Consider the following 14,357-nt stretch of genomic DNA (forward strand, 5'->3'; position numbering starts at 1 on the left):
GCCTTCTCTGTTATGACGGTGAGACTAGACCAATCGTCGCACCGATGTCACCTTAATTCTCGCGCTGTAAGCCCGCATTTTGTGCTGCAATGCACAAAATTCCGGCACGTGCGGGCCCCGTCGCGTGTCGTCATCGCCCGGGTTTTCAAGGAGCGCTGAAATGGCTATGAAGCGCGGGCGATCGTGGCTCAGTTCGGCCGTTTGATTCCGCGCTTCTCTCTTTCTCAATGGACGTCCTTGATGCGTTTGTCGCAGTACTTTCTTCCCATCCTGAAGGAAAACCCCCGCGAGGCCGAGATCGTTTCGCACCGGCTGATGCTGCGTGCCGGCATGATCCGCCAGCAGGGGCAGGGCTCGTTCACCTGGCTGCCGCTGGGCAAGCGCGTGCTCGACAAGGTCAACCGGATCATCCGCGACGAACAGGACCGGGCCGGCGCGCACGAAATCCTGATGCCGACCATCCAGTCCGCCGAGCTGTGGCGCGAAAGCGGCCGCTACGACGACTACGGCAAGGAGATGCTGCGCATCAAGGATCGCCAGAACCGCGATCTTCTCTACGGCCCGACCAACGAGGAGATGGTGACGGAGATTTTCCGCTCCTACGTCAAGTCCTACAAGGACCTGCCGCTCAATCTCTACCATATCCAGTGGAAGTTCCGCGACGAGGTGCGCCCGCGCTTCGGCGTCATGCGCTCGCGCGAATTCCTGATGAAGGACGCCTATTCGTTCGACATCGACTACGAAGCGTCGAAGGCGGCGTATAACCGCATGTTCGTCTCCTACCTGCGCACGTTTACGCGCGTCGGCATGAAGGCGATCCCGATGCGTGCCGATACCGGCCCGATTGGCGGCGACCTTTCGCACGAATTCATCATTCTGGCCGAGACCGGCGAGAGCCAGGTCTTCTGCGACAAGGCCTATCTCGACCTGACCGTGCCGGGCGCGGACACCGATTTTCGCGACGATGCGGCGATGGCCGAGATCGTGCAGCGCTGGACGACGCCCTATGCGGCGACAGAGGAGATGCACGACGAGGGCGCGTGGAGCACCGTCGGCGATGGTGACAAGCTCGCCGCGCGCGGGATCGAGGTTGGCCACATCTTCCACTTCGGCGAGAAATATTCCAAGCCCATGGGGGCCAAGGTGCAGGGCCCGGACGGCAAGGAGCATTTCGTTTCGATGGGCTCCTACGGCATCGGCCCGTCGCGCCTCGTCGCCGGTATCATCGAGGCGAGCCACGACGAGAACGGCATCGTCTGGCCGGACGCGGTCGCGCCGTTCGACGTCGGCCTGATCAACATGAAGTCCGGCGATGCCGGCTGCGACGCGGCCTGCGACCGGCTCTATGCCGAGCTCGGCGCTTCCGGTCGGGACGTTCTCTATGACGACACGGACAGCCGTGCCGGCGGCAAGTTCGCCACCGCCGACCTGATCGGCCTGCCTTGGCAGGTGATCGTCGGCCCGCGCGGCGTCGCCGCCAACGAGGCCGAGATCAAGAACCGCAAGACCGGCGAGCGCCGCACCGTGTCCCTCGATGCGGTCGTGCGCGAACTGGGAGCTGCCGCATGAGCGAAGCGGTGTCGAAGAAGGGCGCCGGGCCGTTTTCGGCCTTCGAGCGCATGGTCGCATGGCGCTATCTGCGCTCCAAGCGCAAGGAAACGGTGATCTCGGTCATCTCGATGATTTCCTTCATCGGCATCATGCTGGGCGTGGCGACGCTGATCATCGTCATGGCAGTGATGAACGGGTTCCGCGCCGAATTGCTCGACCGCATTCTCGGCATCAACGGCCATCTCGTCGTCCAGCCGATCGAGAGCGGGCTCGACGACTATGAGGAGATCGCCGCGCGCTTCAATGGTATTGCCGGCGTGCGCTATGCGATCCCGCATGTCGACGGGCAGGTGCTCGCATCGGGGCGCCGTACGGCGGGAACGGGCGCGCTGATCCGCGGCGTGCGCGCCGAGGACCTTGCCAAGATGGACAGCGTGTCCGGCAACATCCAGCAGGGCTCGCTCGAAGGCTTTGCGGGCGACCAGGGCGTCGCGATCGGCAGCCGCATGGCGGAGGCGCTGGGGATCACGGTCGGCGATCCGATCACCTTCGCGTCCGCCGACGGCGACGTGACCCCGTTCGGCACGACGCCGCGCGTCAAATCCTACCCCGTCATCGCGGTCTTCCAACTCGGCATGTCGGAATATGACGCGTCGGTGGTGTTCATGCCGATCGAGGAGGCCCAGCTTTTCTTCAATTCGGATGGCGTCGCGCAGTCGATCGAGGTCTTCGTCGACAACCCCGACGCGGTCGACCAGTTGCGGCCCGCGATCGAGGACGCGGCGATGCGGCCGGTCTTCCTGACCGACTGGCGACAACGCAACCAGACCTTCTTCTCCGCGCTGCAGGTCGAGCGCAACGTCATGTTCATGATCCTGACGCTGATCGTGCTCGTCGCCGCGCTCAACATCATCTCCGGCCTTTTCATGCTGGTGAAGGACAAGGGGCGCGACATCGCGATCCTGCGCACGATGGGCGCGACGAGCGGCGCGGTGATGCGGATTTTCTTCATGACGGGCGCGGCCATCGGTGTGGTTGGAACGATCGCCGGGGTCGTTCTCGGCGTGGTCGTCTGCCTCAACGTCGAATCGATCCGCCAGTTCTTCTCCTGGCTCTCGGGAACGACGATCTTCAATCCGGAGCTCTATTTCCTGAGCCAGTTGCCGGCACGCATGGACATCGCAGAAACCGTCTCGGTGGTCCTGATGGCGCTCGCGCTATCGTTCCTGGCGACGCTCTTTCCCGCATGGCGGGCTGCGAAGCTCGATCCGGTCGATGCGCTGAGGTACGAATGATGGCGGCAAAGACCGTATTGCAGCTCAAGGGTGTCGAGCGCTTCTATGAGGATGCGGCGGGCAAGCTCGTCATCCTGAAGGGCGCCGACTTCACGATCGGCCAAGGCGAGATGGTCGCGCTTGTTGCGCCGTCCGGCGCCGGCAAGTCGACGCTGCTCCACACCGCCGGGCTGCTCGAACGGCCGAATTCGGGCGATGTCGTGCTGAACGGGCAGGAGTGCGGGCAATTGTCGGATGATGACCGCACGGCGATCCGCCGCAACGAGATCGGCTTCGTCTACCAGTTCCATCATCTGCTGCCCGAATTCTCGGCGCTCGAGAACATCATGATGCCGCAACTCGTGCGCGGTTTGAAATCGAAGGAAGCTTCCGAGCGTGCGGCGCAGCTTCTCGACTACATGAAGATCGGCCATCGCGGGACGCATCGCCCGGCTGAACTTTCGGGCGGCGAGCAGCAGCGCGTGGCGATTGCCCGCGCGGTCGCCAACGCGCCCCGGCTTCTGCTGGCGGACGAGCCGACCGGAAACCTCGACCCGGCGACGGCAGGCTACGTTTTCGACGCGCTCGAAGCGCTCGTGCGCCAGTCGGGCCTGTCGGCGCTGATCGCCACGCACAACCACGAACTCGCCTCCCGCATGGACCGGCGCGTCACGCTGGCCGAAGGCAAGGTCGTCGAAGTCGTCGCCTGATCGATACCCGTGAAAATTGTGCCGGGAAGGGAACGATCCCCCAGCCCGGCCATTTGTCCTTTGAAGGGACGGCGCTCCGGCGCCAGCGGGACATAAGAAAATGGCAGGCAGGTTTATCTCCACCGCGCTGATCGGCGCGCTCGTGGCAGGATCGTTTTACTTCTTCGGCGACGTGCAGGCGGACCCAATGGCGCGGCTCGCTCTGATCAATCCCCCGGTCGCGGCGACATCCGCCAACTGACCTATTCGGCGTCGGGCTGCCGGGCAGGCGCAGCGTCTGCAAAGGCGGCTCGTTCCATGCACGCGTCGCGAATGCGCGAAATGGTCGGATAGGGCGTCATGTCGACATTGAAGCGCGCATTGTTCGCGACCTGAGCGACGAGGCAGATATCCGCCAGGCCCGGCTCGTCTCCATGGCAGAAGCGGCCCGTCTGCGGGCTCGCCGCGAGCATCGCTTCAAGCGGCGCAAATGTTTCGTTGACCCAATGCCGGAACCAGTCGGCGATGCCAGCGTCGTCGGCCCCGTAGCGCGCGCGTAGCGCGTTGAGAACACGCAGATTGTTCACCGGATGGATTTCGCATGCGATCATCTGCGCGATCGCCCGAACCCGTGCGCGGCCGGCCGCATCGGCGGGAAGAAGCGCGGGCTGTGGGATCACTTCGTCGAGAAATTCGCAGATCGCCAGCGACTGCGTGAGGACGGTGCCGTCCGTCCATACCAGTGCCGGCACCAATCCTTGGGCATTGACTGCCAAAAAGGCCGGGTCCCGGTGTTCGCCGTGGCGCAGATGGTGCGCAATGTAGTCGTAGTCGACGCCCTTGAGATTGAGCGCGATGCGGACGCGGTAGGAGGTGGAAGACCGGAAGTAGTTGTGCAGGACGACCCGGCTCATGCGCCGTCCTTCATCGCCGCCAGTTCGTTCAGCATGTCGATCAGATGCTCGGTCTTTTCGCGGCCGTAGCGTGCTTCCAGAACGGAGTAGATCGCGACGCTTTGCGGAGTTACGTCGCGGATCAGGTCGAACCCGGCCTCGTTGAGGCTGAGCAGCGTGCGGCGCGCATCCGCATGGTCGCGCTCGCGCCGGATGATGCCGCGCTCTTCGAGCGACTTGATGATCCGGGTCAGGCTGGGGGCGAGGACGCAGGCCCGTTCCGCGACCTCGGTCGCGTCGAGCGGGCTCGTTTCGCCGAGGATGCGGATGACGCGCCATTGCTGCTCGGTCAGGTCATGAACGGCCAACAATGGTCGAAAACGGACCATGACGGCTTCGCGCGCGCGCAACAGCGAGAGTGGAAGGGAGCGGGACGTGTCGCGCGGCAGCAACGTATCTTCCAGAACGCCGTTTTCCTTGCCCATCGCTCGCTTCCCGGTTTCAGTCGCCATACGGAACCCAGACATTTTTCACCTCAACCGCGCGCGGCAGGAGAAGATCGTGCGGCTGTACCGACCAGTCGACGGACTTTCCAGTCGATGTCCACACCCGTTTGAGATTGCCGACGGATTCGGCTTCCGCCGTCCGGCATGTGTCTTTGTCGGCCACCACCCAGAGCCCGTCGACATCGTCGTGCATCGCCAGAACCTTGGCGAGGTCGCGGGCCGGGCCGGTGACGATGTTGACCGCGCCGGCCGGCAGGTCGGAGGTTTCCATGACCTGGTAGAGGTCGGTCGCGACGAGCGCATGGCGGGCGGACGGCACCGCGACGACGCTGTTGCCCATCGCCAACGCCGGCGCGATCAGCGAGATCAGGCCGAGAAGCGGCTGGTCGTCGGAGGCGACGACGCCGATGACGCCGACCGGCTCTTGAAGGGCAAGCGTCACGGCGCGGGCAGGCGGCTGGTGGACCCGGCCTTCATACTTGTCGGCAAGGCCGGCAAGCGCGAACAGCCGCTCGACCGAGAGATCGACCTCGGCGCGCGATGCGCGAGCGGATGCACCGGTCAAATCCGCGATGCGGGTTGCGAATTCGTCGGCGCGTGCGTCGAGGTTCTCGGCGAAGAAATAGAGCACCTGCGCGCGGTTGTAGCCGGTGGCGGATGCCCAGCCCTTGGCGGCGTGGGCGGCGGACACCGCGTCGCGAATGTCCTTGCGGCTGCCGATGCCGACTTCGCCGGCGAGCCGTCCCTTGGCGCCGGTGACCGGCATAGAATAGGCGCCGTCCGGCCGGACCTGCTTGCCGCCGATATAGAGCTTGGCCGTGCGGTCGATGCCCGCGCCATCGGCGGCCGAAGTGGACACGACGGCCTTGGCCGGCGCCAGATCGGCCGATTTCGCCATAGGCGCGACGAGATATTCCGCCATGCCCTCGCGCCCGCCTTCACGGCCGAAACCGCTCTCGCGGTAGCCGCCGAAGCCGCAGGCGGCATCGAACATGTTGGTGCCGTTGATCCAGACGACACCGGCCTTGAGCTTGGGCGCAGCGTCGAGCGCGAGGTTGATGTTCTCGCTCCAGACCGAAGCAGCAAGGCCGTAGCGGGTGTTGTTGGCGATCGACACCGCTTCGTCGGTCGTGCGGAAGGTCATCGCGGCGAGGACGGGGCCGAACACCTCCTCCTGCGCCAGGACGTTCGCCGGCGCGAGATTGGTGGCGAGAACCGGCAGGTGGTAGTGGCCCTCTGTCGGAACCGCGCAGTCCGGCTGCCAGCAGATCGCGCCTTCGGACGCGCCCTGCGCGACAAGACGGCGCACACGCTCCAACTGCGTCCTGTCGACGAGCGGGCCGATATCGGTGTTCTTGTCCAGCGGATCGCCAAGCCGAAGCTTGCCCATGCGCGCCTTGACCTTTTCGACGAAACGTTCGGCAATGCCTTCCTGCACGAGGAGGCGCGAGCCGGCGCAGCAGACCTGGCCCTGGTTGAACCAGATGCCGTCGACCAGCCCTTCGACGGCGGAATCGAGATCGGCGTCCTCGAAGACGATGAAGGCGGATTTGCCGCCGAGTTCGAGCGACAATTTCTTTCCGGTGCCGGCGGTCGCCTTGCGGATGATCTTGCCGACCTCGGACGAACCGGTGAAGGCGATCTTGTCGATGTCGGCATGGTCGACGATGGCGGAGCCGGCTTCAGGGCCGCCCTGGACGATGTTGACGACGCCCTTCGGCAGGCCGACGCGGGCGCAGATTTCGGCGAAGAGAACGGCAGTGAGTGGCGTGAACTCGGCCGGCTTGAGGACGACCGTGCAGCCGGCGGCGAGCGCCGGCGCGATCTTCCAGGCGAGCATCAGGAGCGGGAAGTTCCAGGGGATGATCTGGCCCGCGACGCCGGCGGCCTTGTGACCGGGAAATTCCTTGTCGAGCGCCTGCGCCCAGCCGGCGTGATGGATGAAATGGCGGATCGCCAGCGGAACGTCGATGTCGCGGGTTTCGCGGATCGGCTTGCCATTGTCGAGCGACTCCAGCACCGCGAAGAGTCGTGTATGGCGCTGCATCGCGCGGCCGATCGCATAAAGATGGCGCGCACGCTCATAGCCCGACAGCGCCTGCCATTTCGGCAGCGCCTTGCGGGCGGCCGCGACGGCGGCGTCGATATCCGCAGCGCCCGCCTCGCCGAGCGTGGCGAGCAGCTTGCCCGAAGCGGGCTCGCGGGTCTCGAAGGTCTTGCCGGAGGCCGGCTTCACCCAATCGCCGTTGATGAAGAGCGATGCGGCCAGATCCCGCGCGGCCAGCCAGCGGTCGGCTTCCGAGCGGGATTCGGGGGCGGGGCCATATTCCATGGCGTCATAACGTTCCAGAATGTTCACGACTCAAGCTTCCGGGTTTCGGCCGTCAGGCCATGGCGTGACGGTGGGCGGCGGAGTAGCGCCCGGTCAGGTGATGTTCGAGCTGGCGCTCGATGTCGGTCAGAAGGCTCGATGCGCCGAAGCGGAAGAGATCCGGCTCCAGCCAGCGCCGGCCGAGTTCCTCGCGCATCAGGACCAGCCAGTCGAGTGAGGCCTTGGCGGTGGAGATGCCGCCTGCCGGCTTGAAACCGATGAAGAGGCCGGTTCGCTCGTAATATTCGCGGATGGCACGCACCATGACGAGGCCGACGGGCAGCGTCGCGTTGACGCTTTCCTTGCCGGTCGAGGTCTTGATGAAATCGGCGCCGGCCATCATCGCCACCATCGAGGCGAGCATGACGTTGCGCAGCGTCGCAAGATCGCCGGTGCCGAGGATGACCTTCAGATGCGCCTCGCCGCAGGCTTCGCGGAAGGCGGCGATCTCGTCATAGAGTTCCTGCCAGCGGGCGCCGAAGACGAGGCCGCGCGGGATGACGATGTCGATCTCGTCGGCACCGTCAGCGACCGAGGCACGGACTTCGGCAAGCCGCGTCTCGAGCGGCGCAAGGCCGTGCGGGAAGGCGGTGGATACCGCCGCGACATGGATGCCGCTGCCCTCGAGTGCCGCGACCGCCGTCGCGACGAAGGGATGGTAGACGCAGACCGCGGCCGGGCGGATGGGCCGGTCGGTGAGGCCGAGGCCAGCCACCAGATCCGCTCGCAGCGGATTGAGCGCCTTGGCGCAAAGCCGTTTGACGCGGTCCGGCGTGTCGTCGCTCGAAAGCGTCGTCAGGTCCATCAGCGAAATCGATCTGAGAAGCCATGCGGCCTGATTGTCGGCCTTGATCGAGCGGCGCTTGGTCAGCGTCTGGACGCGGCGTTCAAGCGCGCTCTTGTTGACGTGGCGCATCGCCTCAAGCCAGCCAAGATCGAGCGGCTGGCCGGGATTGCGCTTGAGCCCGTCACTGGCTGCGCCGGCAGAGGGAAGATGGTGCAGGGTGGCGGCCTGGAGCTTTGCCGTCATTGTTCTTGTTTTCCAGTTCGTCTTGTCCCGCACGATATCGCACGAAACCGCGCCAAGTGGAATGCTGGACCGCAATACGCCGCCCCTGGATTGTTTTGAAACATAATAGTTTGGGTGCAAACAAGGCAGTTGCCAGCAGCGTCGACCTCGTTATAGGCTCCACTCTCGCCAAGGGCCGGATGGGAGGAACTCCCGGCCCTCGGCACGCGCCAACGGGAGGAGGAACCCCAATGTCGAAGAAGTTGCTTGCCGCACCGCTCGTCGCCGCCAGCTTCGCAGCGCTGATGTCCAGCGCCGCAATGGCGCAGGACGCGCCTGTCGAACTGCGTTTCGCACATTGGCTGCCGCCGCAGCATCCCCTGCACGTGATGGGCATGACCGAATGGATCGAATCCATTCAGGAAGCGTCTGGCGGCTCCATCAAGATCACGATCTACCCGGCCCAGCAGCTCGGGCAGGCGGGCGATCACTACGATATGGCGCGCGACGGCATCGCCGATATCTCCTTCGTCAATCCGGGCTATCAGCCGGGCCGCTTTCCGATCATCGCGGCCGGCGAACTGCCGTTTCTCGCGTCGAACGCCACCGGAGGTTCGGCTGCGCTGGACGCCTGGTATCGCGAATATTCCGAACAGGAGATGGCCGACGTGAAGGCCTGCCTCGTTCACTTCCATTCGCCCGGCACCTTCCATTCGCGCGAGGCGATCAAGGTGCCCGAGGACGTGCGCGGCTTGAACGTACGCCCCGCCCACGCGACGATGGCGGCTTTCGTTTCGGCGCTCGGCGGCCAGAACTTCCAGGTTTCGGCTCCCGAATCGCGCGACGCGCTGGAGCGCGGCGTCGCGGACGTGATTTCCTTCCCGTGGAATTCGATCCTGATCTTCGGCATCGAGGGCGTGGCGACCAACCATCTCGACCTTCCGCTTTATGCGACGACCTTTGCCTGGACGATCAACAAGGCGCGCTACGAAGGATTGTCGGAGGCGCAGCGGCAGGTGATCGACGACCACTGCACGAGCGAGTGGGCCGAACGCGTGGCGTCTGGGTGGGCCGGCGACGAGGATTCCGGCCGCGAAAAGCTGATCGCGATGGAAGGCCACGAGGCCTACGTTCCCACCGACGAGGAAGTCGCGCTGTGGCGCGAGGCCGCAGCTCCCCTGAAGGATAGCTGGACCCAGGCCGTCACCGGCGCCGGCCATGATGCCGACGCCGTCTTCCAGGGGCTTGTCGATGCGCTCGAAGAGCGCGACGCTGCATATTGAGGTCCATAGCCCGGCCGATTCCGCGGAAGCGGGGTCGGCCGGTACGATCCGCAGGAGGAGACGGCACGGATGAACAAGGGTGAAGCTGCGCTTCGGCGCGTCGTCCAGATCGTCGACGGGGCGGCGGCCGTCTTTCTGGCCGTCATCACCATACTCACCTTCGCCGCCGTGATCATGCGCTACGTCTTGCAGATGCCGTTTCCCGGCTCTTTCGACGTCAGCCGCCTGCTGCTGGGCGTGGCGATCTTCTGGGGCATCGCCGCCGCCGCATATCGCAAGGACCACATCCAGGTGGATCTGTTCTGGCAGATCCTGCCGCCGGCCGGCCGCCGTATCCTCGACGTCTTTTCCGACATCGTCTTCGCGATCTTTATGGCGGCGATGGCATGGATGCTGTTCTGGCAGGTCGACCGGGTGCGCCTGTCGCGCCAGACCACGTTCGAACTCGCGATCCCGATCTGGCCTTTCTACGGCATCGCCTGGCTCGGCATAGGGCTTTGCCTTCTCGTTCTCGTCGCCCGCATCCTGCGCGGCTTCGTCACCCCTCTTGGCGATCCGGCTGAACATTCATGATGACCACCGATTTCGTAGCGGTCGGCGGTTTCGTCGCCCTATTTCTGCTCCTGATCCTGCGCGTCCCGATTGGCGTCGCGATGGGCGTGGTCGGCGTCGGCGGGTTCGGCCTGCTGGCAGCTTGGGACCCGGCCTTGAACCTTCTGGCGATTTCGCCGATCCGTACCGTCACCGACTATTCGCTCGGCCTGATCCCCATGTTCATCCTGATGGGGGCGGTGGCCTCGGCCTCGGGCATGAGTGGCGAGCTCTACCGGGCTGCCAACGCTTTTCTCGGCCACCGCAAGGGCGGACTCGCGATGGCGACGATCACCGCCTGCGGCGGCTTTTCGGCGATCTGCGGATCGTCCGTGGCGACGGCCGCCACCATGGCCAAGGTCGCGTTGCCCGAGATGAAGCGCTACGGCTATCCCGATACGCTGGCGACCGGATCGATCGCGGCGGGCGGGACGCTCGGCATCCTGATCCCGCCCTCCATCGTGCTCGCGATCTACGGCGTCATGACCGAGCAGGATATTGGCCAGCTCTTCATCGCCGGCCTGATACCGGGCATCCTGGCCATGGTGATGTATCTCGTCACCGTGCAGCTCTACATCCGATTTCGAGGCATCGAGATCCCGGTGCAGGAGCGGATCGGCTGGGGCGAGCGCCTCGCGGCCCTTCGCGGCGTCTGGGCGATCGTGCTTCTCTTCATCTTCATCATCGGCGGAATTTATGGCGGCATCTTCACGCCGTCGGAAGCGGCGGGCATGGGCGCGGCCGGCGCGATCGTCATTTCCATGGCACGCCGCCGACTGCCGCTGAAGCGTCTGTTCGACTGCCTTCTGGAAAGCATCCAGGTGACGGCCGGCATCTTCATGATCCTGATCGGCGCGATCCTGTTCGGCTATTTCCTCACCATCACGCAGACCCCGCAGAAGGTGACGAACTTCCTGCTCGGCCTCGAACTTGGTGCGTATCCGACGCTTCTGCTGATCCTCCTGTTCATGATCGCGCTCGGCTGTATCCTCGATGCGATGGCCATGATCATCCTGATGATCCCCATCCTGTTCCCCGTCGCGATGGCGCTGGGCTTCGACCCGATCTGGTTCGGCGTCGTCATCGTGATGACGGTGGAGCTGGGCATGATCACGCCGCCGATCGGGATGAATGTCTTCGTCATCAACTCGCTGGCGCGCGACGTGCCGCTGCAGAAAATCTATGCCGGCGTCATGCCGTTCGTGATGACGGACATCGTCAGGCTGGGGCTGATCATCCTCTTCCCCGCAATCGTGCTCTTCCTGCCGCAGACCATGCGGTAGCATCGTGGCGCCTTCCTTCGCCAGCGTCGAGGACATGCGCCGGCGGGCAAAGCGACGGCTGCCGCGCGCGATCTTCGACTATGTCGACGGCGGGGCGGGGGACGACCGCGGCGTCCGCCGCAATCGCGAAGCGATCGAACGGCGCCTGTTGAAATTGAGACCGCTGACGAATGTCAGCCAGCGCGACATGTCGGTGCCGTTGCTCGGCGGCCATCTCCCGCTGCCCTTTCTGATTGGCCCGACCGGTCTCAACGGCGCGATCATGCCGGGGGGCGACGTGGCGCTGGCGCTCGCGGCCGCCAAGTTCGGCATTCCGTTCGTGCTGTCGACCGCGTCCAGCATGTCGATCGAGGACGTCGCCCGCCAGGTCGATGGCGAGCTCTGGTTCCAGCTCTACATCCTCAACCGCGACGCCGCGCGGCAATTCGTCGATCGGGCGCTGAATGCGGGATATCGAACCCTCGTCCTGACGGTCGACGTGCCGGTCGGTGGGCGACGCGACCGCGACTTTCGCAACGGCTTCGGCGTGCCGTTCCAGATGACGCCGCGTTTCGCGCTCGACTGCGCGCTCCACCCTGGCTGGGCACTGAAGCAGTTGCGCGGTGGCGCGCCGCAACTGGCCAATCTGCGCAGGACCGGGGCGACGGACGCAAACAGCCAGGCATTGCTGATGCTGCGCCAGATGGATGGGAGTTTCGACTGGGACGACCTGAAGGCGCTGCGCGATCGGTGGCCGCATCGGCTGATCGTCAAGGGGCTGACAGATCCGGCCGACTGCGCGCGATGCTTCTCACTGGGGGTCGACGCCGTGGTGCTGTCGAACCATGGCGGGCGTCAACTCGAGGACGTGGTGGCGGGGTTCGATATGATCGACCGGATCGACGTTCCGGAGGGAAAGGCGCTTCTGGTGGACGGCGGCTTTCGCCGAGGGGCGGACATCGTCAAGGCGCTCGCGCTCGGCGCCGGTGCCGTCATGCTGGGACGTGCAACACTCTACGGGCTGGCTGCCGCCGGACAGGCAGGTGTCGAACAGGTGATCGAGACGCTGCGCCTCGAGATCGACAACACGCTGGCGCTGATCGGCTGCCCGAATGCCGCCGCCCTTGGCCGAGACGTCCTCCAGGACTAGCCGATCGCGACCTCGACCAGCGCAAGCTGACGCTTCTCCTCGATATGCCGGATCGCGTTCGCCAGCGCGCGCGGCAGATCTGCGGCCGCCGTAACCTTGACCGCGAAGGCGCGGCTTGCTTCGGCGACCTTGGTGAAGTCGGGCGAGGGGTCGAGCGAGGTCAGGGGCATGCGGTTGGCCTTGGCCGCATAGCCCTCCGGGTAAAGCCCGGTCACCGAATGCCGCACCGCCCCCCATTCCGAATTGTTGAGGATGACGACGAGGATCGGCAGGTCCAGCGCTTCGGCAATCTGATGGCACGCGACCGGGTTCGAGAAGACGTAGGAGCCGTCGCCCATCGTGGCGACGACGAGCTTCGTCCTGTCGGCGAGCTGCATTCCCATCGCGCAGGGAAACGACCAGCCAAGCCCGCCCGCATGCGGCTCCTGATGCCAGGAATTGTGCCGGTCGAGGACGATCGGGTCGAGCGGGCAGCCAAGTTCGGACAGGATGGTCGCGTTCTTGCCAGATACTGCGTCCGACAGGCAATTCGATACATAGGCCTTCGACATCGGCTCGCTTGGCGCGGCAGCCTTTGCGGTGCCGGCGCGAATTTGCGGAACACGCTCGGCAAGCAGCGCCTGACGCTGCATCCTGGCTCCGACATGCCGGTTCATCATCGGCCGCATCGCGGCTGCGAGCGCGAGAATGCCCTCGTCGGTCTGCGTCGTAATCGTCACGTCGGACCGGAAATTGCGAACCGGCGTGCGCGCGAAGAGAGGATCAGGGCCCATGTGAATGAATTTTGCGCCCGATGCCGGCCGGTGCATGTCCGGCCACCACGGCGCGAGCGCATCGAGCACCAGCACCACATCCGCCTCGCCAAGCCACGGCATCGGATCGGCACCGACATAACAGGGATGATCGGTTGCGATGGCGGTCGCGACGGCCCACCATTGGCAAACCGGGATCGACCAATCGGTGACGAACTGGGACAATGCGGCAAAGCCCGCCTCGCTGCCGGCGCCACGCTGGGCGATGATGAGGGGATTGCGCGCTTCGGCGAGCAGCCGGGCGGCCTGGCCGATCAGCGCCATGTCCGCAGCCGGGCGGGTGGGCTGCATCGACGCCGGAGCGTCGAGACCTGCCGCAGCCACGTCCTCGCAAAGAACCTCGCGCGGCAGGCTCAGATAGACCGGCCCCTTGGGCAGGGAATTGGAGATGGCGTGGGCGCGGTCGAGAAGCGGCCCGACCTGTTCGGGGAAGCGCAGCTCATAGTCCCATTTGGAGGCTTCGCGCACGAGCGCGGCCTGGTCGCGCATTTCCTGCCCCCAGCCGATAGGAACCGTCCGCGCGCCGAACCGGCCTTCCTCGGTGACGGGCGTTCGGCCGGACATCATGAGGATGGGCACCTGGTCGACGGCCGCATTGATCGCGCCGATGGACCCGTTGGCAAGGCCGACATTGGTGTGCAGGATCACGGCCTGCGCCTTGCCGGTCGCGAAATAATAGCCATGCGCCATGCCCATCGCAGCGTGCTCGTGCGGTATGACGATCGCGTGGGGAAGGGGAATGTCACGTGCCGAAGCTTCGGCAAGCCCTTCGATGATGGGCGGGAAATCGGTGCCCGAATTGCAGAAGACGTAATCGACGCCGAGCGCCTTGAGCCGCGCGAAGAGCGCGGCGCCCGCGGTCATCCTCGTGGTGTCACCGGGCCTGTCGGCGAAACTTTTCAGCATCGATACCTCCTGCAGCCAAGCGCCGAGTTGGCGCTCAAACTAGTTTGGTATCAAACAATC

13 protein-coding genes are annotated in these 14,357 nt (G+C 65.1%); 8 read left to right on the top strand and 5 right to left on the bottom strand.

The window, feature by feature from the left end; all coding sequences use genetic code 11:
- Positions 1 to 240 precede the first annotated feature (240 nt).
- The 4 genes from proS to ACT6QU_RS04355 all read left to right on the top strand — a co-directional run bounded on the left by proS (position 241) and on the right by ACT6QU_RS04355 (position 3,776).
- Positions 241 to 1,569: a proline--tRNA ligase gene (gene proS / locus ACT6QU_RS04340; protein WP_444562822.1), complete on the top strand. Its 1,329-nt coding sequence runs from the start codon at positions 241 to 243 to the stop codon at positions 1,567 to 1,569.
- Positions 1,566 to 2,846, top strand: a complete 1,281-nt coding sequence (locus ACT6QU_RS04345) for a lipoprotein-releasing ABC transporter permease subunit (RefSeq protein ID WP_024585823.1) — start codon at positions 1,566 to 1,568, stop codon at positions 2,844 to 2,846. The genes proS and ACT6QU_RS04345 overlap by 4 nt, the downstream gene beginning before the upstream one ends.
- Positions 2,846 to 3,535, top strand: coding sequence for an ABC transporter ATP-binding protein (locus ACT6QU_RS04350; protein WP_024585822.1), 690 nt, complete (start codon positions 2,846 to 2,848; stop codon positions 3,533 to 3,535). The genes ACT6QU_RS04345 and ACT6QU_RS04350 overlap by 1 nt, the downstream gene beginning before the upstream one ends.
- 100 nt (positions 3,536 to 3,635) lie before the next feature.
- A complete protein-coding gene (locus ACT6QU_RS04355) occupies positions 3,636 to 3,776 on the top strand; it encodes a hypothetical protein (RefSeq protein ID WP_444562823.1) in 141 nt (46 codons plus the stop codon).
- Position 3,777: 1 nt separating this feature from the next.
- Here the strand turns inward: ACT6QU_RS04355 and maiA are convergent, their stop codons facing one another.
- From maiA to deoC, 4 genes are read right to left on the bottom strand one after another with little or no spacing between them, the layout of a single operon-like run.
- Positions 3,778 to 4,428, bottom strand: coding sequence for a maleylacetoacetate isomerase (gene maiA, locus ACT6QU_RS04360; RefSeq protein ID WP_444562824.1), 651 nt, complete (start codon positions 4,426 to 4,428; stop codon positions 3,778 to 3,780).
- Positions 4,425 to 4,892 (bottom strand): homoprotocatechuate degradation operon regulator HpaR, encoded by a 468-nt coding sequence (gene hpaR, locus ACT6QU_RS04365; protein WP_444562825.1) that lies wholly within the window; start codon positions 4,890 to 4,892, stop codon positions 4,425 to 4,427. The genes maiA and hpaR overlap by 4 nt, the downstream gene beginning before the upstream one ends.
- 16 nt (positions 4,893 to 4,908) lie before the next feature.
- On the bottom strand, positions 4,909 to 7,272 hold the full coding sequence (locus ACT6QU_RS04370; protein ID WP_444562826.1) for an aldehyde dehydrogenase family protein: 2,364 nt from the start codon (positions 7,270 to 7,272) through the stop codon (positions 4,909 to 4,911).
- Positions 7,273 to 7,297: 25 nt separating this feature from the next.
- On the bottom strand, positions 7,298 to 8,314 hold the full coding sequence (gene deoC, locus ACT6QU_RS04375; protein ID WP_024585818.1) for a deoxyribose-phosphate aldolase: 1,017 nt from the start codon (positions 8,312 to 8,314) through the stop codon (positions 7,298 to 7,300).
- A gap of 230 nt (positions 8,315 to 8,544) precedes the next feature.
- Here deoC and ACT6QU_RS04380 point away from each other — a divergent pair, with 230 nt between their 5' ends.
- The 4 genes from ACT6QU_RS04380 to ACT6QU_RS04395 all read left to right on the top strand — a co-directional run bounded on the left by ACT6QU_RS04380 (position 8,545) and on the right by ACT6QU_RS04395 (position 12,579).
- Entirely contained in the window at positions 8,545 to 9,576 is a 1,032-nt protein-coding gene (locus tag ACT6QU_RS04380) for a TRAP transporter substrate-binding protein (protein ID WP_444562827.1), read from the top strand.
- Positions 9,577 to 9,645: 69 nt separating this feature from the next.
- Positions 9,646 to 10,149 carry a TRAP transporter small permease gene (locus tag ACT6QU_RS04385; protein ID WP_444562828.1) on the top strand — a complete coding sequence of 168 codons (504 nt, stop codon included), beginning with the start codon at positions 9,646 to 9,648 and terminating at the stop codon, positions 10,147 to 10,149.
- Complete coding sequence (locus ACT6QU_RS04390; protein WP_444563006.1) at positions 10,149 to 11,450, top strand: TRAP transporter large permease; 1,302 nt, start codon at positions 10,149 to 10,151, stop codon at positions 11,448 to 11,450. Before ACT6QU_RS04385 ends, ACT6QU_RS04390 begins: the two co-directional genes overlap by 1 nt.
- A 4-nt stretch (positions 11,451 to 11,454) precedes the next feature.
- Complete coding sequence (locus ACT6QU_RS04395; RefSeq protein WP_444562829.1) at positions 11,455 to 12,579, top strand: alpha-hydroxy-acid oxidizing protein; 1,125 nt, start codon at positions 11,455 to 11,457, stop codon at positions 12,577 to 12,579.
- On the opposite strand, the gene ACT6QU_RS04400 is transcribed toward ACT6QU_RS04395, so the two are convergent.
- Positions 12,576 to 14,297, bottom strand: a complete 1,722-nt coding sequence (locus tag ACT6QU_RS04400) for a thiamine pyrophosphate-requiring protein (RefSeq protein WP_444562830.1) — start codon at positions 14,295 to 14,297, stop codon at positions 12,576 to 12,578. The genes ACT6QU_RS04395 and ACT6QU_RS04400 overlap by 4 nt on opposite strands.
- Positions 14,298 to 14,357 lie beyond the last annotated feature (60 nt).

Source organism: Aliihoeflea sp. (assembly GCF_052435475.1).
In the GTDB taxonomy this organism is placed as follows: domain Bacteria; phylum Pseudomonadota; class Alphaproteobacteria; order Rhizobiales; family Rhizobiaceae; genus Aliihoeflea.

Coding starts and splice junctions, on each gene's coding strand:
- proS (WP_444562822.1), top strand. CDS start 241: ATGCGTTTGTCGCAGTACTTTCTTCCCATCCTGAAGGAAAACCCCCGC.
- ACT6QU_RS04345 (WP_024585823.1), top strand. CDS start 1,566: ATGAGCGAAGCGGTGTCGAAGAAGGGCGCCGGGCCGTTTTCGGCCTTC.
- ACT6QU_RS04350 (WP_024585822.1), top strand. CDS start 2,846: ATGGCGGCAAAGACCGTATTGCAGCTCAAGGGTGTCGAGCGCTTCTAT.
- ACT6QU_RS04355 (WP_444562823.1), top strand. CDS start 3,636: ATGGCAGGCAGGTTTATCTCCACCGCGCTGATCGGCGCGCTCGTGGCA.
- maiA (WP_444562824.1), bottom strand. CDS start 4,428: ATGAGCCGGGTCGTCCTGCACAACTACTTCCGGTCTTCCACCTCCTAC.
- hpaR (WP_444562825.1), bottom strand. CDS start 4,892: ATGGGCAAGGAAAACGGCGTTCTGGAAGATACGTTGCTGCCGCGCGAC.
- deoC (WP_024585818.1), bottom strand. CDS start 8,314: ATGACGGCAAAGCTCCAGGCCGCCACCCTGCACCATCTTCCCTCTGCC.
- ACT6QU_RS04380 (WP_444562827.1), top strand. CDS start 8,545: ATGTCGAAGAAGTTGCTTGCCGCACCGCTCGTCGCCGCCAGCTTCGCA.
- ACT6QU_RS04385 (WP_444562828.1), top strand. CDS start 9,646: ATGAACAAGGGTGAAGCTGCGCTTCGGCGCGTCGTCCAGATCGTCGAC.
- ACT6QU_RS04390 (WP_444563006.1), top strand. CDS start 10,149: ATGACCACCGATTTCGTAGCGGTCGGCGGTTTCGTCGCCCTATTTCTG.
- ACT6QU_RS04400 (WP_444562830.1), bottom strand. CDS start 14,297: ATGCTGAAAAGTTTCGCCGACAGGCCCGGTGACACCACGAGGATGACC.